The organism is Gilliamella sp. M0364 (assembly GCF_016100565.1).
GTDB classification, from domain to species: domain Bacteria; phylum Pseudomonadota; class Gammaproteobacteria; order Enterobacterales; family Orbaceae; genus Gilliamella; species Gilliamella apis.
The window spans coordinates 114027-133588 of the sequence record NZ_JACFSF010000004.1 but is presented as its reverse complement, the minus strand read 5'-3'; the positions used below and the strand labels follow the sequence as shown (position 1 = coordinate 133588).

The window sequence follows — 19562 nt, the reverse complement described above, 5'->3', positions numbered from 1 at the left end:
TGTTTTCTCCCTACTGTGCCTGAACACGTAGTTCAGCTGCTGACCGACTACGGTGACCTAATAATGCTTTAACATCGCTAGATTTTGGTTTAACTAATACAAATTGTTTAGCAAAATCTTCCCAATTAGCTAATATTTCTTCGGCCCAAGTTGAGTGGGTTAGTTGTGCGTGCTCCATAATTAAACCACGTAGATGCTCTTCATGAATTGAATAGTCAGCAACATCTAACATTTCGACCAACTCTTTATTGATTCGCTTATGTAAATCGCCATCAGTATCTAAAATATAAGCAAAACCACCGGTCATACCAGCCCCAAAGTTAACACCTGTTTTACCTAAAACACAGACAATACCGCCAGTCATATATTCACAGCCATTATCACCAATGCCTTCAACCACACTTATAGCGCCTGAGTTACGCACTGCAAAACGTTCACCTGCTCGGCCAGCAGCAAATAATTTACCACCAGTGGCACCATATAAACAGGTATTACCAGCAATGGTCGCTTCATGGCTTAAAAATGCCGAACCTTGTGGTGGCCGGATGACAATACGACCGCCAGCCATGCCTTTACCAACATAGTCGTTGGCATCGCCAGTAAGCGTTAAATCAACACCGCCTGCATTCCATACACCAAAGCTTTGTCCAGCAGTACCGTTGAAATTCAAGGAAATAGGGGACGTGACTAAGCCTTGATCGCCATATTTTTTAGCAATATAACCAGATAAAGTTGTACCAACAGAACGATCAGTATTTTGAATATCAAAGTAGAAGCTTTTACTTTGACGATTATCCACTGCTTGTTGTGCTTGGGTTATAATCTCTTTATTCAGCACACCTTTATCAAATGGTTTATTGTCTTCAATACAGTGAACCGGTTTACCTTCTATTGGGGTTGCCGTTTCAAGCAAGCCTGATAAATCCAATTTTTGCTGTTTTGCGGTAATTCCATCAAGCTCAATAAGCAGATCGGTACGACCGATTAAATCAACAATTCGGCAAACGCCAAGTTCAGCCATGACTTCTCGCGTATTACGAGCAAGAAAACGGAAGTAGTTCATGGCTTTTTCTGGTAGACCATGATAATGCTCACTACGCAGTTTTTCATCTTGAGTGGCAACACCGGTCGCACAGTTATTCAGGTGACAAATACGTAAGTATTTACAACCTAGGGCAACCATTGGCCCAGTACCAAAACCAAAGCTTTCAGCACCTAAAATTGCTGCTTTAACAATATCGGCACCAGTTTTTAGGCCACCGTCAACTTGTAAGCGTATTTTGTGACGTAAACCATTAGCAACTAATGATTGTTGGGTCTCAACTAGACCAAGTTCCCAAGGAGAGCCGGCATATTTAACCGAAGTTAATGGACTGGCCCCAGTACCACCGTCGTAACCTGAAATAGTGATTAAATCAGCATAGGCTTTGGCAACACCGGTTGCGATAGTACCTACTCCTGGTTCAGAAACCAACTTAACCGAAATCATTGCGGTTGGATTAATCTGTTTTAAGTCAAAAATCAATTGCGCCAAGTCTTCAATTGAATAGATATCATGATGTGGTGGCGGTGAAATTAATGTTACACCCGGTACAGAAAAACGTAATTTTGCAATATAAGGGGTGACTTTATCGCCAGGTAATTGACCACCTTCGCCCGGTTTTGCACCTTGAGCGACTTTAATTTGAATAACATCAGCACTCATTAAATAACCTGGTGTTACACCAAATCGGCCAGAGGCAACTTGTTTAATACGTGATACTTTGATTGTGTTATAACGAGCTGGATCTTCTCCGCCTTCACCTGAGTTAGAAAAGCCACCTAAGGTGTTCATGGCTTCGGCTAAAGATTCATGCGCTTCTGGACTTAATGCACCAATTGACATAGCTGCCGAGTCAAATCGTTTAAATAATGACTCTTCTGGTTCCACCTGATCAAGTGCGATAGCTGCGTTTTCAGGTGGATTAAGTTTTAATAGATCTCGCAAGGTTGCAGCTGGTCGATTATTTACGATATCTACATAGCGTTTATAATCTTCATAATTACCATTATTTACCGCTTTTTGTAGTGATTGTACTACATCAGGATTGTAAGCATGGTATTCACCACCATGCACAAATTTCAACAAGCCACCTTGTTCTAATGGTTTACGCCGTAGCCATGCTTTCTTAGAAAGATTGAACTGATCTTGAGCAAAATCATCAAAATTGGCACCACTAATACGGCTAGTTACCCCTTGGAAGCAGAGTTCAACCACTTCTTCATTTAGACCTACTGCCTCAAATAGTTTAGAACAGCGGTAAGAAGCAACAGTTGAAATGCCCATTTTGGACATGATTTTGTATAAGCCTTTATTAATACCATTGCGATAATTAAGAATTGCTTCTCGATAAGACTTATTCACAGTGCCATTATCTACCATTTGAGCTAGGGTTTCATAGGCTAAATATGGATAGATTGCTGTTGCACCAAAGCCAAGTAACACGGCGAATTGATGCGGATCTCGACAACTTGCTGTTTCAACAATGATATTGGCATCACAGCGCAAGTTCTTTTCAACTAAACGTTGTTGTACGGCACCGACCGCCATTGGCGCAGGGATCGGTAAACGGTCAGGGGCAATATTTCTATCTGATAAAATCAGTAATACTGTTCCTGCACGTACTTTTGCTTCGGCATCACCACATAATTGTTCAATTGCGTCACGTAAACTGCCGTCAATTTCATATGTGATATCAAGCGTTTCTGATTTGTAATAACGTGATTCTAAAGTAGTTAATTGTTTGAAATCAGAATGAACCAATACTGGATATTTAAATGCAACCCGATGTGCCTGACCTTCTGCTTCGGCAAATACATTCATCTCACGACCGATACTAGTCGACAGTGACATGACATGTGCTTCGCGTAATGGATCTATCGGTGGATTGGTTACCTGAGCAAATTTTTGTCGGAAGTAATCATAAATTAAGCGCGGACGGCTTGATAGCACGGCAAATGGTGTATCATCACCCATTGAGCCAGTTGCTTCTTGACCGTTTTCACCTAAAACTCGAATACATTGGTCGAGCTCTTCGGCACTATAACCAAATTGTTTTTGGTAAGTTGCTAGTAATGTATCATCATAATCACGAGAACCGATATCATCATCAGGAAGATCTTCAAATGGGATCAGACGTTTTACATTTTTAGCCATCCACTCTTTATATGGATGACGTTTTTGGAGATCATTATCGGTTTCTGAAGATTGTAAAATGCGACCTTCTTCAGTATCAATTACCAGTAATTCGCCCGGACCAACTCGCCCTTTGCTGACGACTTCATCTGGTTGATAGTCCCAAATACCGATTTCTGAAGCACAAGTGATGAGTTTATCTGTAGTAATAACATAACGAGCAGGACGTAAACCATTACGGTCTAAGTTACACGCAGCATAACGACCATCAGACATAACGATACCGGCCGGTCCGTCCCACGGTTCCATATGCATAGAGTTAAAATCAAAGAAAGCTCGTAAATCCTCATTCATATCTGGATTGTTTTGCCATGCAGGTGGTACTAATAAACGCATCGCACGAACAATATCCATACCGCCGACTAAAAATAGTTCCAACATATTATCTAACGAGCTTGAATCCGAGCCAGTAACATTGACAAACGGCGCGGCATCTTGCAGATCTGGAATCAATGGTGTTTTAAATTTGTAAGATCGGGCTTTAGCCCATTGGCGGTTCCCCTCAATGGTATTAATTTCACCATTATGGGCTAAATGTCTAAATGGTTGCGCTAGTGGCCAACGCGGTACAGTATTGGTTGAGAAACGTTGATGGAATAAACAGATTGCGGTTTCCATACGAATGTCAGCCAAATCTAAATAGAATCGAGGTAAATCCTTCGGCATACATAAGCCTTTATAGATATTAACCTGATTTGAAAAACTACAGACATAAAACGTATCATCTTGCACACGTTTTTCTATACGTCGGCGCACCATATATAGACGGCGTTCTAAATCGATTTTGGTCCAACCCGCCGGGGCATTGACAAATACTTGTTCAATTCTTGGTAGTGATGAGAGGGCGATTTCACCCAGAACACTTTTATCGATTGGCACTTCACGCCAACCTAATACATATAAGGTTTCTTCCGCTAGCTCTTCTTCAACAATTTCACGACTAGCTTGCGCTTCGGCCTCATCTTGACTTAAAAATAGCATGCCAACGGCATAATTAGCGGCTAAACGCCAACCGGCGTCTTCGGCGACTAATCGGAAAAATCGGTCTGGTTTTTGTAATAAAAGACCACAGCCATCACCGGTTTTACCATCCGATAATATGGCGCCACGGTGTTGCATGCGAGCAAGCCCGTGAATTGCGGTACGCACCACTTTATGACTTGGTTGCCCTTCAATGTGAGCAATTAAACCAAATCCGCAGTTATCTTTTTCATGATGCTGGTTATATAACATATCATTGCCTCAAATTCATCGTTATTATTTTTTGTGAAGGTATAGGCATTAATCCCATATTAGGTGTGAAGGTAATTAAAAATAGGTTTTAGGTCAAATAAATATTATTTATAAGTCAATATTTTAATCACTTAACCCATATATATTAATGAAGCTTATATCTTGTGTTAAATGATTGTTTTTATTGGTTTTAAATTTTTTTTAAGATTAAGGCTATTTAATTTAAAAATTTTTTCATAATAAGAATTAATATCTGATTAAAAAAAGTTTGAGGAAAGGGGTTTTTTAGCCATAAAAATTGACTATATTTGCTGATTTTTTCCAAAATCAGGGAGTTATAATCACCAGATTTATGCTGTTATAATAGATTATCGATTATTGGTTATAGATGAAATATGCAAACTAAAATTACAATTATAGGTGCTGGAGCTGCAGGGCTTTTTTGTGCTGGTCTGTTGGGACAACAAGGTCATGATGTTACTGTCATTGATAACGGTAAAAAATTAGGTCGTAAAATCTTAATGTCTGGTGGTGGTAAATGTAATTTTACCAATCTTAATGTCGAAGCAAATCATTATATTTCTCAAAATCGTCATTTTTGCAAGTCAGCGTTAAAGCGCTATACTCAATGGGATTTTATCCAACTGGTTAATCAATATGCTATTGCCTATCATGAAAAAGATCATGGTCAGCTATTTTGTGATAATTCAGCGCAAGATATTGTCGATATGTTGGTCAAAGAATGCCAAAAAGGACAAGTTAAATTTATGTTAAAAACACAACTTGAAGATGTTGTTGAAGAACAACAAGGATTTAAGTTATCTACTTCACAGGGTTGTGTTTATACTGATAAATTAATTGTGGCAACGGGTGGACAATCTATGCCTGCACTCGGTATGACTGCTATTGGTTATAAAATTGCTGAAAAATTTTCTATCCCAGTTGTGCCTGTAAAAGCAGGGCTAGTGCCGTTTACCTTACATAAACCTTTGTTAGCTGTATTATCGACGTTATCAGGAATTGCGCTACCAGTTGAAGTATCTAATAAACGTATCAGTTTTAAAGAAAACCTACTATTTACTCATCGAGGATTATCTGGGCCAGCCATTTTACAAATCTCCAGTTATTGGCAAGCAGGTGAAGCAATAACGATCAATTTATTGCCTGACGTTGCTTTTGAGGAAGATTTTAAGCCTTTGTTAGATAATAATCGCAATCAAAGTCTTAAAAATTGTTTAGCCCAAATATTACCTAAGCGGTTAATTGAAGCGTTAATGCAACTAAATTTGATCGTTGATACAACGGTTAAACAGTTAACGCCTACTGCGCAACAAGCGCTGTATCAAACATTAACAACATGGAATGTAATACCAAATGGAACGGAAGGTTATCGCACCGCAGAAGTAACTTTAGGCGGAGTGAGTTGCGATGCGTTATCCTCAAAGACGATGGCGGTAAAAAATCAGCCTAATCTCTACTTTATTGGTGAAGTTGTAGATGTAGCCGGTTGGCTTGGTGGTTATAATTTCCAATGGGCTTGGAGCAGTGCATTTGCCTGCGCCCAAGCTTTTGGTGATTAACTATCAATTACTCCCATTTGTATATTATATTTCTTCACCTTATATTGTAACGTTGTTCGTGAGACATTGAGCAGTTTCGCCGCAGTAATAATTTTACCATTGGCTTGATTTAATGCATCAATGATAAGTTGCTTTTCATAATGTTCAACTTGTTCGATTAGATTATGATTACCTGTTAACTCGTTAATACTTGTTTTTTCTATCTTATTTTCAAGTTGATCTTGTGGATAAGGACTATGAATATCAAATAGTTCTTCATCGAGAATAATTTTTTGTAATTCACCCGGTTCGTTTTGTAAAACCATACTACGGACGATAGCATTCTCTAGCATTCGTACATTACCTGGCCATGGAGCTGACATTAATTGCTGCAATGCATGTTCACTGATGCCGCTGATCACCATATTGACATCAGTTTTATGTTTATCGATAAAATATCGTGCCAATACAGGGATATCTTCTTGTCTTTCCCGTAAGGCTGGAAGTTTAATTAAACCAACATTTAATCGATAAAATAAGTCACTGCGCATTTTACCGCTTTTTAACAATTCCGCTGGAGACTCATTCATCGCTGCTACAATTCGTACATCGGCATGTTGCTCTTTATTACCGCCTAAAGGCCAATAAGTTTTTTCTTGCAAGAAGCGCAATAGTTTACTTTGCATTTCAAGTGGCATTGCATTAAGTTCATCAAGAAATAAAGTTCCACCATTAGCCAGTTCAAGATAACCTTGGCGATTTTCAGCACCGGTAAAGGCTCCTTTAACTGTCCCAAATAAAGTACTTTCAATCAATGTGGTTGGTAAAGCGCTACAATTTAGTGAAATGAATGCTTTATCGCGGCGTTGACTGGTTTGATGAATTAAGCGAGCAAATAGCTCTTTCCCTGTACCAGTTTCACCAACAATTAATACCGGAACATCATTACTGCCTAAAATATTGGTTTGATCGATAACCTCTTGCATTTTTTTCGACGCAAAAACAATTTCCGGTAGCGGTTGTTCTTTATTGTGATATAACTTTCTATTAAGGCGAAAAACCTGATCTTGTAACTGCCTAACATTGGATATATTTCGTCCTATTTCAACCGCACCGATAATCTCTTTATTATGATTATAAAGCGGTACTGTTGTGTGTTGATAATCAACTAATTTACCTACATGATTATAGTAAGTTTGATAAGTATCTTGATACTCCTTACCATGTAAAGCTTGTAGCATAGTACTATCTTCTTTTTTCAAATTAGGGTAAACTTTAAGCATTGGTTTACCGATGGCTTGCTCCATTGAATAACCATCAAGTTCTGCGCTTTCCTGATTGTAATAAATATATTTACCTTCTTTATCAATAATGGCCATTGGCTGATGTATTAGATCAAAAAAATGTTTAAATATTTCCAATGCTTGTAATAATTCAGGATCAATTATCATGATTCTAAAGCCTTTTAAAAATGGATTATTGTTAAGTATAGCTAGCGTTGATTTAAATATCTTTCAAGTATTACTAAAAATAGTGACAAATTTTCGTCATAAAAACGTATTTCTTACTAAATGACTAGTATTTTATTTGTAATTATTTCGTTAAGATATTGATTATTTTTGTTTTTATAAGTTGGCACGTTGATTGCATTGTAAGTGAGTAATCTTTTTTACTTACCTTTTTTATGTACTAATTAACTGGAGGTCATATGTCCGACACAATTATGTCAAATTATAACAAATTACGTACCGATCTAATAACAAAAGATCGTCGTTTTAGTGCTCAAAACGGCAAACTTTGTTTTGATGGTGTGAATTTGGAAGAATTAGCCAAGAAATATCCAACACCTTTTTATGTATTTTCTGAAAAAGAAATTGACCGTAATATTCAGGAAATCAAAGATTCGTTTAAAGCTCATCCAAACACTAAGATTTTCTATGCATCAAAAACTTGTTCAGTAATGGGTGTACTTAAAGCGATTAAAGATGCTGGTATCTATGCTGAAGCAAACTCAATGTTTGAAGTGCGTAAATGTTTAGAAATTGGTTTTCCAGGTAGTCAAATTGTTTTCAACGGTGTGGTTAAAAAACCGGTTGATTTAGAATTTGCCATCCAAAACGATCTTTACATCATCAACGTTGATAGCTTATATGAATTAGATATCATCGATGAAATTTCACGTCGCTTAAAGAAAGTAGCCAATGTTTGTGTGCGTGTTGAACCAAATGTTCCATCAGCAACTCACGCAGAATTAGTTACTGCTTATCACGCTAAATCAGGTATCGATTTAGAACAAGCTGAAGAAACTTGTCGTCGTATTCTTGAAATGCCTTATGTACATTTACGTGGTTTACATATGCACGTGGGTGACCAAGTGCCAGAAGCAGAACCATTTGCTAAAGCAACAAAAGTATTAGTTGATGAATCACGCCGTTTAGAAGAAGTTTTAGGCATTAAATTTGATTTAATCAACGTTGGTGGTGGTATTCCTGTTCCTTATAAATATGATGATGAAAATGGTAACCCATTACAAGACAACATGTATGCAGGTATTACAGCACAAGATTTCGCTGATGCGGTAATTAGTGAAGTTCACAAATGGCGTACAGACGTTGAAATCTGTATCGAACCAGGTCGTAAAGTTACCGGTTCAGCAGGTGTGCTTTTAACTGAAGTTGCTTGTGAAAAACGTAAAACTAACTACGATTTAGACGGTAACATTGAAGAACATGTTGAATGGAAATTTGTTGATGCGGGTTATAGCGTATTATCTGACAGTCAACACTTTGATTGGTTCTTCTATGTTTATGATGCGTCAAAAATTACTGAACAACATGATGAGTACATTAAATTAGCTGGTCCATTATGTGATGGTGGTGACTATTTCCATGTTGGTGTTAAAGGTGAAGAATTCTTATTACCTAAAGATACACAAATTGGCGATATCATTGCTTTCCTTGATGCTGGTGCTTATACCATTGAAAGCCAAACGGTTTATAACAATCGTCCACGTACAGCTGTTGTTATGATCGATAAAGAAGGCAAAGACCGATTGATTCGCCGTGAAGACACTTACGAGGATATGGTTGGATACGACGTGTATTAATCATGAGCTATCTGGGGCACTTAGTGCTCCAGATATTATAATGTGAGGTTATTTTATGAGTGATTCTAAAGATTCAAGTTTACTTGGTATTAAAGACATTGTGTTTATGAATGTCATTGCGATTCTAAGTTTACGTCAAATTCCTAATGTGGCTCCTTATGGAGCGTCAGCAATGGTCCTTTGGCTACTTGCTGCATTTTGTCTGTTTTTCCCATTAGCTATGGTTTGTGGTGAGCTTTCTACTGGTTGGCCAAAAGATGGTGGGATATTTGTCTGGGTAAAAGAAGCGTTTGGTAAACGAATTGGCTGGATAGTAGTCGTTTGTTTCCTATTTTCATGCGTGCTTTTCTTCCCACTTATGTTGCAATTTGGTTTTACGGCAATTGGTTACATGTTTAGTCCTGAATTAGCGCAAAATCAGGTGTTTATTGGTGTTGGCTCCATGGTGGTATTCTGGGTCTTAACATTAATGAATATCAAAGGGATGAAATGGACTAAAATCATTAACAGTGTTAGTGCTTGGTTAGGGGTATTTATTCCTGCTGCTATTATCGTGTTATTAGCTATTGTCTGGTTAATGACAGGTCACCCAATGGCAACTGATTATAGTCATGTTAGTGATTGGATTCCAGATTTAAGTAGCTGGGATACTATTGTATTTTTATCAAGCATGATGTTCGCTTTTGCTGGACTTGAAGTTGCACCAATGATTGCTGGTCGTACTCGTGATCCACAACGTGACTTCCCTAAAGCAATGGCAGTATCTGCAATTGTTATTGTCGGTATCTATATGATTGGTACTTGGGCAATTAATACTTTATTACCTGCTGCTGATACCGATATTGTTGCCGGTGTAATGCAAGCGATGGAAGCTGCCGCTCAAGAGTTACATATGCCTTGGTTATTACCTGTAATGGCAATCTGTTTATTCTTTGGTGCATTAGGTCAAATTAACTCATGGTTAGTTGGTCCTATCTATATGTTACAAGAAGCATCAAAAGAAGATAATTTACTTGGCGAACGTATTGGTCGTTTACATCCTGTATATCAAACACCAGCATTTGCTTTAGTTATCCAAGCAATCATTGTAACGGTACTTTGTTTCTCAACATTCGTATCACCAAGTATTGCTGCTGCATATTGGATGTTAACTGCATTAACAACCATTTGTTACTTTATCCCTTATTTAGTGATGTTTATTGCTTACTATCGCTTACGTATTACTCAACCAGATGTACCACGTAGCTTTAAGATCCCAGGTAAAGTATTACCAATTGTTTTACCAGGTTTAGGATTCTTATCTACATTATTTGCGGTGATCTTAGTCTTTATTCCACCAGCACAAATTGATATGGGTGGATATGTTGAGTATATCGCGAAAATTGTTGGTGGTGCAGTGCTTGCAATTGTGTTAGCTGAATGGATATACCATCGCGCACAAAAACGTAATCGCTTGCAACAACAATAAGATATAGAGGAGTAATTTATGTACAAACCTATATTAGAAATTGATTTAGGTAAATTAAAAGACAATGCTCGTGTTGAAAAAGAGCTATTAGCTAAACACGGCATTGAAGTAATGGCAGTAAATAAAGTCTTTGACGGTTGTGTGGAGACCGCCAAAGCGGTACTTGATGGCGGTATTGATGTTATCGCCGAATCAAGAACCTACAATTTGAAGAAACTTAAAGATGCTTTAAATTGTAAAACTTGTTTACTACGTAGTCCTTGTTTAAGCGAGATCAGCGAAGTAGTTAAATATGCTGATATTAGCTTGAACAGTGAAAAACAAGTTATCCAAGCACTTTCTGATGAAGCGGTAAAACAGCAAAAAGTCCATCAAGTTTTATTAATGGTTGATATGGGGGATTTGCGTGAAGGTATTTGGTTTGAACATGTAGACGATATTATCGAAACGGTCAAACTGATCCTTTCTTTACCCGGTGTTGAACTTTATGGGCTTGGTACTAACTTTAACTGCTATGGTACGGTGCTACCGACAGTGAAAAATGGCGTAGATTTTTTACACATAGCACGCAAAGTAGAAGAAGCTTGTAATATCAAGATCAAATATCTATCTGCTGGTAACTGTACAAGTTACCATCTACTTGATAAAGGGATCTGGCCAGAAGGGCTTAATCACATTCGTATTGGTGGTTTACATGAGTTTGGTATTGAGTATGTCGATATGAAATATCTTGATGAGTTTCATCACTCAAACAAACCTGTCGAGAAAGCTTGTAGTGACATGTATAAATTATATGCACAAGTTATCGAGCTTAATAGTAAACCTACCGTGCCTGTTGGTGAATTAGGTGTTGATGCCTTTTTGAACAGCAAAACCTTTGTTGATCACGGTACTCGTAAACGAGCTTTACTTGCTTTTGGTCGTCAAGATGTGCCGGCGGAAAGCTGTGTACCGGTTAATGATAACATTACGGTATTAGGTCAAACGAGTGATCATACTATCGTTGATATTGAAGATGTTTCTGAAACATTGCGAGTTGGCGATATGATCGTTTTTGAGCTTGATTACACAGCTCTGCTTATGGCTTGCCAAACCAACGGCGTAGAAAAACGATTTGTTTATTAATATATAACTGCTGCTGGGCAACCAGCAGCTATTATTGATTACTAGGCGGTTTACATGGCAACATCAGAACCTCAAGAAAGTCCTTATCCCAGTACTTTAAAGAAAAACTTAAAGAATCGTCATTTATTGATGATTTCATTAGGTGGTTCAATTGGTACCGGATTATTTATTGGTATTGCAGCGCCACTTAGCACGGTTGGGCCTTTAGGGACCATTATCGCGTATCTACTTGCCGGCAGTATTATGCTGTCAACCATGCTTTGCTTAGGTGAACTTTCTTGTGCATTCCCTCATGCAGGGTCTTTCCAGCATTATGCATTAATGTTTATTCCACATCCTATCTGGAGTTATACTATTGGCTGGTTATATTGGTTAAGCTGGGTACTATCTATGGCTGCTGACTTAACAGCGGCGTCTATGATTGCTCATCAAGTTTTTTCCTCTATTCCTATCTACATTCTTAGTCTAATTATTCTAACTGTTATCACTTGTGTTCATTTAACCTCTGTTCGTGCTTTTGGTGAAAGTGAATACTGGTTTTCAACGATTAAAGTATTAGCTATTATTGCGTTTATTGCAGTTGGTATATATCTACTTTATCAACAATATAATCAAACGCATGAGTTACCTACCTTTAAAACCGATCAAGGTTGGTTCCCTAATGGCTTTTTATCCATCTTTGTTTGTATGACTATTGTGACTTATTCATTTCAGGGGGTGGAATTAATTGGTAGTGCCGCCGGTGAAGCGCAATCACCTCAAACGGTATTACCGAAAATTATTACTGGTGTGGCGTTTCGTATCATCTTGTTTTATGTGTTAGCGATAGCCGTATTAGCACTGGTTTATCCTTATGGCACAACACATGATGAGATTAGCCCATTTGTTTGGGTATTCAATAAAGCGGGGATTACCTTTGCATCGTATGCAATGCTGTTTGTTATATTTTGTGCCGCGATTTCGGCTGCTAATTCGGCGATTTATGCTAGTTCTAGAATGTTATGGTCGATGGCTCAGGATAATTTAGCACCAAAATATTTTTCAGAAGTGAATAAACGTGGCGTGCCAACCAAAGGAATATTGTTTATTGCCATTATTGCTTTAGTTTCGTTATTTTCCAAGTATATCGCAGCTGAAAAATTATACCTCTATTTAGTAGCAAGTACCGGACAAGTTGGTTGTTTTGCGTGGATAATTATTGCTTGGTGTCAGTACCAATTTCGTAAAGGTGTGAATCAAGGTAAATACAGTAAAGATATGATTAAATTTAAATCACCGCTATTTCCTTGGTTAGCGATGATCTCCATTACCGTTAACATTATTATTATTGTTGGCGTATGGTTTGGTGAATCAGGACATTTTATTTTATTATCTGAGGTAATCTTAATTTTTGTTATCTTGAGTTCATACTACTTTTTCAAAAAACGAAAAGTTAAGTTGGATAACCAAATAGATTAATCATATTCATTATATATGTAATCACCTAATGATTAATTATCGGTGATTACATACAATCAAATATTAATATTTGCTGACAATACGCAAATTCTATTTCTAACCTATTGTTAGCCAAATTATTTTAAGAATGCACAGACACCTGTAAATACCACTTGCGCTGCAATAGCCGATATTAATAATCCGGTTAGTTTTGATAGAATAGCAATACCGGTATTTTTTAATACTTTAGCAATGCTTTTAGCGCATAATAGCATGGCGTAAATACCACTTGAGGCAATCAATAACGAAAGCGCGCCAATCAGATTTTGCATAATACCAACTGAACTCGTTCCCATAACAATGATAGTACCGATGGATGCCGGCCCCATACATAGCGGTATTGCTAATGGCACGACACTAATATCATCATCGTCACTATGAATTTTATTTTTTTCTGGTGAATCATTCATTAAAGCAACAGCGGTAATAAACAGTAATGCTCCCGAGCCAATTCTAAACGCATCGAGTGTAAAACCGAATACACTAAACATGGCATTACCAAAAAAGAATAGCACAATACCAATAATGAACACCGCACACGATGTTTTAAGTGCCGTTTTACGGCGTTGTGCTTCATCATACTGCTTAGTGCCACTTAAAAATGCACTTAGCACAGCTGGTGGCGTCATCAATGCAAATAACTTGGTTGTGGTGGCAAGAATCTCAACAAGATAGTTGTCCATAGTGTTACCTTTTTTTATCACTAGATGTTGCTTGAAATGTGTCAACGATTGTTGGCGGGAATGAACTATAATACCCATAAAAACGGTCACCATAAAGGTGACCTTTTTAATTGGATATATTTTAATTAGTTTATTAAATATGAACCAATTGGAATTAGTTAAGGCGCTCTTTGATACGAGCAGCTTTACCACGAAGTTCGCGTAAGTAGTAAAGTTTAGCTTGACGTACTTGACCACGACGTTTCACAGTAATTGAATCAACAATTGGTGAGTGAGTTTGGAATACTCGTTCAACACCTTCGCCATTCGAAATTTTACGTACTGTAAATGCAGAATGTAAACCACGATTACGAATAGCTATAACTACACCTTCATATGCTTGAAGACGTTTTTTGTTACCTTCAACAACCCATACTTTAACTTCTACCGTATCACCCGGGCGAAAAGACGGGATGTCTTTTTTCATTTGTTCTTGTTCTAATTGCTGAATAATTGCATTTTTCATAATTTTGTCTCTTACTAGTTATACTGAAATATTATTGGCTCGGTTTATCACGATATTCCTGTTGGAATTCAGCAAGTAAACGTTGCTCTTCATCAGTCAGAGCTAGATTTTCAAGAAGATCTTCTCTTCTCAACCAAGTTCGTCCTAGTGATTGTTTTAATCGCCAACGACGAATCGCTTCATGGTGACCAGACATTAATACATCGGGCACCGCCATTCCATCTAACACCTCTGGACGAGTATAGTGAGGGCAATCAAGTAAACCGTTAGCAAAAGAGTCTTCTTCTGCTGATGATTCATGATTTAACACGCCAGGGATAAACCTTGCTAATGCATCAATCATTGTCATCGCCGGTAATTCACCGCCACTTAACACGTAATCCCCAATTGACCATTCTTCATCAATTTCGGTTTGGATAACGCGTTCATCTATACCTTCGTATCGTCCACAAATCAAAATCAATTTTTGATATTGTGACAACTCGCAAACTCCCTGTTGGTTTAATTTGCGCCCTTGTGGGGAAAGATAGATTACTTTAGTATCTTCACCTGCTACAGCTTTGGCTGCATGAATCGCATCTCTAAGTGGTTGTACCATCATTAACATGCCGGGACCACCACCATAAGGTCTATCGTCGACAGTCTTATGCTTATCATGCGCAAAATCGCGCGGGTTCCAATAATCTACTGTTAACAGCCCATTTTTAACGGCTCGACCAGTTACGCCATAACAGGTAATAGCTTGGAACATTTCGGGAAAAAGGCTAATTACGCCAATCCACATATTCTTACCTTACCAATTAAAATGCAGGATCCCAATCGACCACAATCATTTTTGTTGTTAAATCAACTTGTTTAATAAATTGTTCTTCAACAAAAGGGATTAAACGTTCTGTTGCTCCAAATGCATCTTTTAGATTTGCTTTAACAACCAATACATCATTAGAACCGGTTTCCATTAAATCAGTTACCTGACCTAAGTCATAACCATTAACTGTTTTTACTCGACAGCCAATGAGATCTTTCCAATAAAAATCACCTTGATTTAATTCAGGCAATTCTTCTGCATCAACAAATACTTCAGCATTGGTTAACGCATTAGCTTGGTCGCGATCATCAACGCCTTTGAGTTTGACAATCATGTCCTGATTATGCGGTTTAAAGCTCTCAACGATTACTTCTTGCCATTTTCCAGCACGCTGGATATACCAAGGTTTGTAATCAAAAATACTATCTGGAAATTCTGTAAACGAAAAAATTCTGAGCCATCCACGAATGCCGTAGCTTGAACCAAGTTTACCAACAACAATTAGATTCTCAGTATTCATCATCACAGTTACTATTACTTAATTAAGCAGCTTTTTGTGCTTGTTTGATCAATGCATTAACACGATCAGAAACAGTTGCACCTAAACCAACCCAATGATTTACGCGATCAAGATCTAAACGTAATTCTTCTGCTTTACCTTGTGCAATTGGATTAAAAAAGCCAACGCGCTCAATAAAACGACCATCACGTGGGTTACGGCTATCAGTGACAACTACTTGATAAAAAGGGCGCTTTTTAGAGCCACCACGAGCTAAACGAATAGTTACCATAACATCCTCTTAAATTAAAAAATAATCTTTCTTTTGCCCAACATGGACAAAATCAAAGCCCCAGAATTATACTCTTTCTAGCAAAAAGTGCAATGATTGATTGAGAGTGAAAAAGCGTGGTGGATTTGGTTATTGGCAAGTTTTGTTATGAATGAATATAAATTAATCTTTTAACCAATTTATATTATAGATAATAAGCTTAAGCTATGTTGGTTAATTAGCTGAATTATAATATTGCGATAGTTAGCCTTTTAAATAGCTGTTTGCCCAATAATTAAGACTTTTTACGCTTAAATGCGCGAATTAAAATATCAAAAAAACCTAATGATTTAACCATTCTCTGACCATCAACATATACTCGGATAGCTCCTAATACTTGTTTGGGATCTTTAGATGCAAAGGCAAATGTACCATCTTTTTTGGTTTGTATAGAGTAACGTGATATCCATCTTCCTTTAAAAAATACCGATGCGATGACATAATCGACTTCTTCCCAAGGTATTTGAATATATTTGCGGGGATCTCGCTGATGATAAAATTCGAACGCTTTATCGCCAATCATAATATGACCGTATTCTGAAAGTCCTGAAAAAGCCGTCGCTTTTACGGTTAAATCTATTTTGCTATTTAATGACTGAACCATTTAGTTGTTTGTATCCCTGATGCAAATTTGATTTACTCATTACACCCTTTTTCGATTATTTTGAAAAAGGGTGATTAATGTTTGAGGAAAGCGACAATTTTTGCTTTAAAAAGTGCTCTCCTCAATTTTTTTAGTCAAAACTATTATTTCTATAAAAGACCAACAACGTGACCAATAATACCGACTAAAAATAGTCCAAGAATAATTAAAATTGGCGATACTTTTTTACGAAGTAACCACATACATAAGAAAGTTAATAATAATGGCACCAGTCCAGGTATTAACTGATCTAAGTTATTTTGTAAGGTGGTGACTTTTTCTTGGTTAAGCGCTAATCCACTTTGCATTTGAATCAATGCTTGGTGAATACCTTCGGCACCAGCTGGAAGAGAATTCCAATCGATAAATGCACCATTATCTAATTTAACCGTTGATACAATTGGTTGGAATTTTATTGAAACCCATCTTTGCACTAATGCTGCTAGTACAAACATCCCCAAGATAGATGCACCTTTGGTGATTTTTTGTAGCAAACCACCACCTAAATTATCGGTAATTTTTGAACCAGTACGGTACCCGAATTCTTGGGTAAACCACATAAAGCTCCAACGAATAATATTCCAAAATAAGAAGAATAAAATTGGTCCTAAAATGTTACCGCTTAGGGCGAGTGATGCACCAAGTGCGCCTAGCATTGGACGAACAGTAAACCAGAACACAGGATCACCTACACCGGCTAAAGGTCCCATCATTCCCACTTTTACCCCTTGAATTGCAACATCATCAACTGGTGCACCATTAGCTCGTTCTTCTTCTAAGGCTAGAGTTACACCTAGTACTGGTGATGCTAAATAAGGGTGAGTATTAAAAAATTCTAAATGGCGTTTCAAAGCTGCTGAACGATCTTCTTTTGTGGTATATAATTTTTTGATAGCGGGAATCATTGAATAGGCCCAACCACCATTTTGCATACGTTCATAATTCCAAGAACCTTGGAGGAAAGTTGAACGCCAAGCTACCGCTAAACGGTCTTTTTTGCTTAATTGAATTCGATCTGTCATGTTCTTCTCCAAGTTCCTAGTAATCATTCAAAATATCATCAAGTGGATCGCCTTTACTTCCACCGTTTGATGAATTGCCACGTTCAGAAAGGTTTATATAAATCAGTGCTAAAGCGATACCTAAGGCACCGAGTGCAATTAAAGTTAATTGTGATATTGCCGCAACCACAAAACCGATAATGAAAAATGGCCAAACTTCGCGGTTTGCCATCATATTGATTACCATAGCATAACCAACGGCAACAACCATTCCACCACCAATAGCCATACCAGTTGTTAACCATTCAGGCATTGCGTTTAACGCTTCTTTGACGGCTTCAGCAGGAATAAATAATAATGCAGCAGCTGGAATAGCAATACGTAGACCTTGTAAACAAACACCTAACATTTGTAGCCATTCTATTTTGCGAATATTACCTTCTTCAGCCGCAGCATCCATTAAGTGTACTAAAGGTACGGCAATTGTTCGCACAATCATAGTTAAAAATAGGCCAGCAACAGCAAGTGGAATGGCGACGGCAATCGCAGTTGATACACCTGCAACACCTTGACCACCAAGCACTAAGATAATCGATGAAGCTACAGCAGCAAGAGCTGCATCGGGTGCTACTGCTGCACCAATATTCGCCCAACCTAATGCAATCATCTGTAATGATCCACCAAGTACGACGCCTGCTTCTAGATTACCTGTTACCAGACCAATTAATGAACAAGCAACTAATGGTTGGTGGAATTGGAATTGATCCAAAATACCTTCCATCCCGGCTAAAAAAGCAATAACTATCACTAGAATGATAGCAACAATTGATAAAGTCATAATAATAACCCCTTAATTAAACTAGTTTTGTTCAGCTAATTCTTGTTTCGCTTTTTTTAATAATTCATCCATATTATCGTTTGAATCATTAGGTACTTTGCGAACATCAAATTTCACATTTTTCGCTTTCAATTTTTCGAATGCGTCAACATCTTGAGCGCTCATTGATAACACTTTGTTGACCATTACTTTGCCAACTGAATGTGCCATTGAACCCACATTTAATGTTTCAATATCGACACCACCGTCTAAAGCTCGCAGTACATCTTCAGGGTTTTCGAACAGTAATAAGGCTTTGGTATTGCCAAAACGCGGATCATGGGCAACTTGAATAATCTTTTTAATTGGCACGACATTAGCTTTAACACCAGGAGGAGCCGCCTCTTCAATCAGTTTTTTCCGTAATTCATCTTTGGCTACTGAATCAGAAACCACGATAATCCGGTTAGGATTAGTTGCTTTAGTCCAAGACGTCGCCACCTGACCATGTAATAAGCGCGAATCAACACGAGCTAATACTATTTTCAACTTACCATCACCTAACACAGTACCTTCTGGGATAGTATTTGATTGTTGGTTGTTTACTTGTGGTTTAGCCGCAATTTCAACAGTTGTTCGAATTCCTTCCTGAGCTGACTCTATAATTGCTGCAGCCACTTGTTTGGCACTATCCATGGATAAACGTGATGAATAGGCTTCGATCAGCATGGGAAGGTTCAAGCCAGCAACGATAGCCCAATTTGGGTGTTCGCCACAGAGTGTATTGGCTTGATTAAATGGCGTTCCACCCCATAAATCAACTAAAAACAGTACTTCGTTTTGGTTATCGAAAGTAGCTATTGCTGCTAGCATCCGTTCTTTTAAACTATCTGGACTATCACTTGGGTGCAAGGTAACGGCTTTAACGTTTTCTTGCTCGCCAAATATCATCGTCCCTGATTGTAAAATACCTTCAGCAAACTCACCATGAGTTGCTAGGATAATTCCAACCATAACGTACCTCCTAGGTTTCTATATTATTGCTAATATAA

At 37.8% G+C, this 19562-nt stretch carries 15 protein-coding genes and 2 pseudogenes; 5 read left to right on the top strand and 12 right to left on the bottom strand.

Features of this window, described 5'->3' with window-relative positions; genetic code table 11:
• Positions 1 to 10 precede the first annotated feature (10 nt).
• Positions 11 to 4468, bottom strand: a complete 4458-nt coding sequence (gene gltB, locus H3U96_RS07255) for a glutamate synthase large subunit (RefSeq protein WP_198196141.1) — start codon at positions 4466 to 4468, stop codon at positions 11 to 13.
• A gap of 395 nt (positions 4469 to 4863) precedes the next feature.
• Here gltB and H3U96_RS07250 point away from each other — a divergent pair, with 395 nt between their 5' ends.
• The gene (locus H3U96_RS07250) at positions 4864 to 6048 is read left to right on the top strand and encodes an NAD(P)/FAD-dependent oxidoreductase (protein ID WP_198196139.1); all 1185 of its coding nucleotides are present in this window, start codon (positions 4864 to 4866) and stop codon (positions 6046 to 6048) included.
• Here the strand turns inward: H3U96_RS07250 and H3U96_RS07245 are convergent.
• Entirely contained in the window at positions 6045 to 7478 is a 1434-nt protein-coding gene (locus tag H3U96_RS07245) for a sigma-54-dependent Fis family transcriptional regulator (RefSeq protein ID WP_198196138.1), read from the bottom strand. The genes H3U96_RS07250 and H3U96_RS07245 overlap by 4 nt on opposite strands.
• Positions 7479 to 7735: 257 nt before the next feature.
• On the opposite strand from H3U96_RS07245, the gene lysA reads away from it, so the two are divergent.
• From lysA to H3U96_RS07225, 4 genes are read left to right on the top strand one after another with little or no spacing between them, the layout of a single operon-like run.
• Positions 7736 to 9133 (top strand): diaminopimelate decarboxylase, encoded by a 1398-nt coding sequence (lysA, locus tag H3U96_RS07240; protein WP_034900801.1) that lies wholly within the window; start codon positions 7736 to 7738, stop codon positions 9131 to 9133.
• Positions 9134 to 9188: 55 nt separating this feature from the next.
• Positions 9189 to 10601, top strand: a complete 1413-nt coding sequence (locus H3U96_RS07235; RefSeq protein ID WP_034900800.1) for an APC family permease — start codon at positions 9189 to 9191, stop codon at positions 10599 to 10601.
• Positions 10602 to 10619: 18 nt separating this feature from the next.
• Positions 10620 to 11726, top strand: coding sequence for an alanine/ornithine racemase family PLP-dependent enzyme (locus H3U96_RS07230; protein ID WP_034900798.1), 1107 nt, complete (start codon positions 10620 to 10622; stop codon positions 11724 to 11726).
• Between the two features lie 54 nt (positions 11727 to 11780).
• On the top strand, positions 11781 to 13184 hold the full coding sequence (locus H3U96_RS07225; RefSeq protein ID WP_198196131.1) for an amino acid permease: 1404 nt from the start codon (positions 11781 to 11783) through the stop codon (positions 13182 to 13184).
• A gap of 116 nt (positions 13185 to 13300) precedes the next feature.
• On the opposite strand, the gene H3U96_RS07220 is transcribed toward H3U96_RS07225, so the two are convergent.
• From H3U96_RS07220 to H3U96_RS11435, 10 genes and pseudogenes are all read right to left on the bottom strand, one after another.
• Positions 13301 to 13906, bottom strand: coding sequence for a MarC family protein (locus H3U96_RS07220; RefSeq protein ID WP_086320475.1), 606 nt, complete (start codon positions 13904 to 13906; stop codon positions 13301 to 13303).
• A gap of 154 nt (positions 13907 to 14060) precedes the next feature.
• Complete coding sequence (gene rplS / locus H3U96_RS07215; protein WP_034900792.1) at positions 14061 to 14411, bottom strand: 50S ribosomal protein L19; 351 nt, start codon at positions 14409 to 14411, stop codon at positions 14061 to 14063.
• A 31-nt stretch (positions 14412 to 14442) separates the two neighbouring features.
• On the bottom strand, positions 14443 to 15195 hold the full coding sequence (trmD, locus tag H3U96_RS07210) for a tRNA (guanosine(37)-N1)-methyltransferase TrmD (RefSeq protein WP_065577644.1): 753 nt from the start codon (positions 15193 to 15195) through the stop codon (positions 14443 to 14445).
• Between the two features lie 16 nt (positions 15196 to 15211).
• Complete coding sequence (rimM, locus tag H3U96_RS07205; RefSeq protein ID WP_034883158.1) at positions 15212 to 15742, bottom strand: ribosome maturation factor RimM; 531 nt, start codon at positions 15740 to 15742, stop codon at positions 15212 to 15214.
• Positions 15743 to 15761: 19 nt separating this feature from the next.
• On the bottom strand, positions 15762 to 16010 hold the full coding sequence (gene rpsP / locus H3U96_RS07200) for a 30S ribosomal protein S16 (RefSeq protein WP_034900786.1): 249 nt from the start codon (positions 16008 to 16010) through the stop codon (positions 15762 to 15764).
• A gap of 274 nt (positions 16011 to 16284) precedes the next feature.
• A complete protein-coding gene (locus tag H3U96_RS07195; protein WP_198196129.1) occupies positions 16285 to 16653 on the bottom strand; it encodes a DUF956 family protein in 369 nt (122 codons plus the stop codon).
• Between the two features lie 149 nt (positions 16654 to 16802).
• The gene (locus tag H3U96_RS07190) at positions 16803 to 17714 is read right to left on the bottom strand and encodes a PTS system mannose/fructose/sorbose family transporter subunit IID (protein WP_065651528.1); all 912 of its coding nucleotides are present in this window, start codon (positions 17712 to 17714) and stop codon (positions 16803 to 16805) included.
• 16 nt (positions 17715 to 17730) lie between these two features.
• Entirely contained in the window at positions 17731 to 18531 is an 801-nt protein-coding gene (locus H3U96_RS07185) for a PTS mannose/fructose/sorbose transporter subunit IIC (protein ID WP_065577640.1), read from the bottom strand.
• 21 nt (positions 18532 to 18552) lie between these two features.
• A pseudogene (locus H3U96_RS11440) lies at positions 18553 to 19092 on the bottom strand (PTS system mannose/fructose/N-acetylgalactosamine-transporter subunit IIB); the annotation flags it as partial.
• Positions 19093 to 19157: 65 nt separating this feature from the next.
• Positions 19158 to 19524, bottom strand: a pseudogene (locus H3U96_RS11435) (PTS sugar transporter subunit IIA); the annotation flags it as partial.
• Positions 19525 to 19562: the final 38 nt, after the last annotated feature.

Excerpts from the sequence above, each read along its gene's own strand:
- gltB (WP_198196141.1), bottom strand. The coding sequence starts at position 4,468 with ATGTTATATAACCAGCATCATGAAAAAGATAACTGCGGATTTGGTTTA.
- H3U96_RS07250 (WP_198196139.1), top strand. The coding sequence starts at position 4,864 with ATGCAAACTAAAATTACAATTATAGGTGCTGGAGCTGCAGGGCTTTTT.
- H3U96_RS07245 (WP_198196138.1), bottom strand. The coding sequence starts at position 7,478 with ATGATAATTGATCCTGAATTATTACAAGCATTGGAAATATTTAAACAT.
- lysA (WP_034900801.1), top strand. The coding sequence starts at position 7,736 with ATGTCCGACACAATTATGTCAAATTATAACAAATTACGTACCGATCTA.
- H3U96_RS07235 (WP_034900800.1), top strand. The coding sequence starts at position 9,189 with ATGAGTGATTCTAAAGATTCAAGTTTACTTGGTATTAAAGACATTGTG.
- H3U96_RS07230 (WP_034900798.1), top strand. The coding sequence starts at position 10,620 with ATGTACAAACCTATATTAGAAATTGATTTAGGTAAATTAAAAGACAAT.
- H3U96_RS07225 (WP_198196131.1), top strand. The coding sequence starts at position 11,781 with ATGGCAACATCAGAACCTCAAGAAAGTCCTTATCCCAGTACTTTAAAG.
- H3U96_RS07220 (WP_086320475.1), bottom strand. The coding sequence starts at position 13,906 with ATGGACAACTATCTTGTTGAGATTCTTGCCACCACAACCAAGTTATTT.
- rplS (WP_034900792.1), bottom strand. The coding sequence starts at position 14,411 with ATGAAAAATGCAATTATTCAGCAATTAGAACAAGAACAAATGAAAAAA.
- trmD (WP_065577644.1), bottom strand. The coding sequence starts at position 15,195 with ATGTGGATTGGCGTAATTAGCCTTTTTCCCGAAATGTTCCAAGCTATT.
- rimM (WP_034883158.1), bottom strand. The coding sequence starts at position 15,742 with ATGATGAATACTGAGAATCTAATTGTTGTTGGTAAACTTGGTTCAAGC.
- rpsP (WP_034900786.1), bottom strand. The coding sequence starts at position 16,010 with ATGGTAACTATTCGTTTAGCTCGTGGTGGCTCTAAAAAGCGCCCTTTT.
- H3U96_RS07195 (WP_198196129.1), bottom strand. The coding sequence starts at position 16,653 with ATGGTTCAGTCATTAAATAGCAAAATAGATTTAACCGTAAAAGCGACG.
- H3U96_RS07190 (WP_065651528.1), bottom strand. The coding sequence starts at position 17,714 with ATGACAGATCGAATTCAATTAAGCAAAAAAGACCGTTTAGCGGTAGCT.
- H3U96_RS07185 (WP_065577640.1), bottom strand. The coding sequence starts at position 18,531 with ATGACTTTATCAATTGTTGCTATCATTCTAGTGATAGTTATTGCTTTT.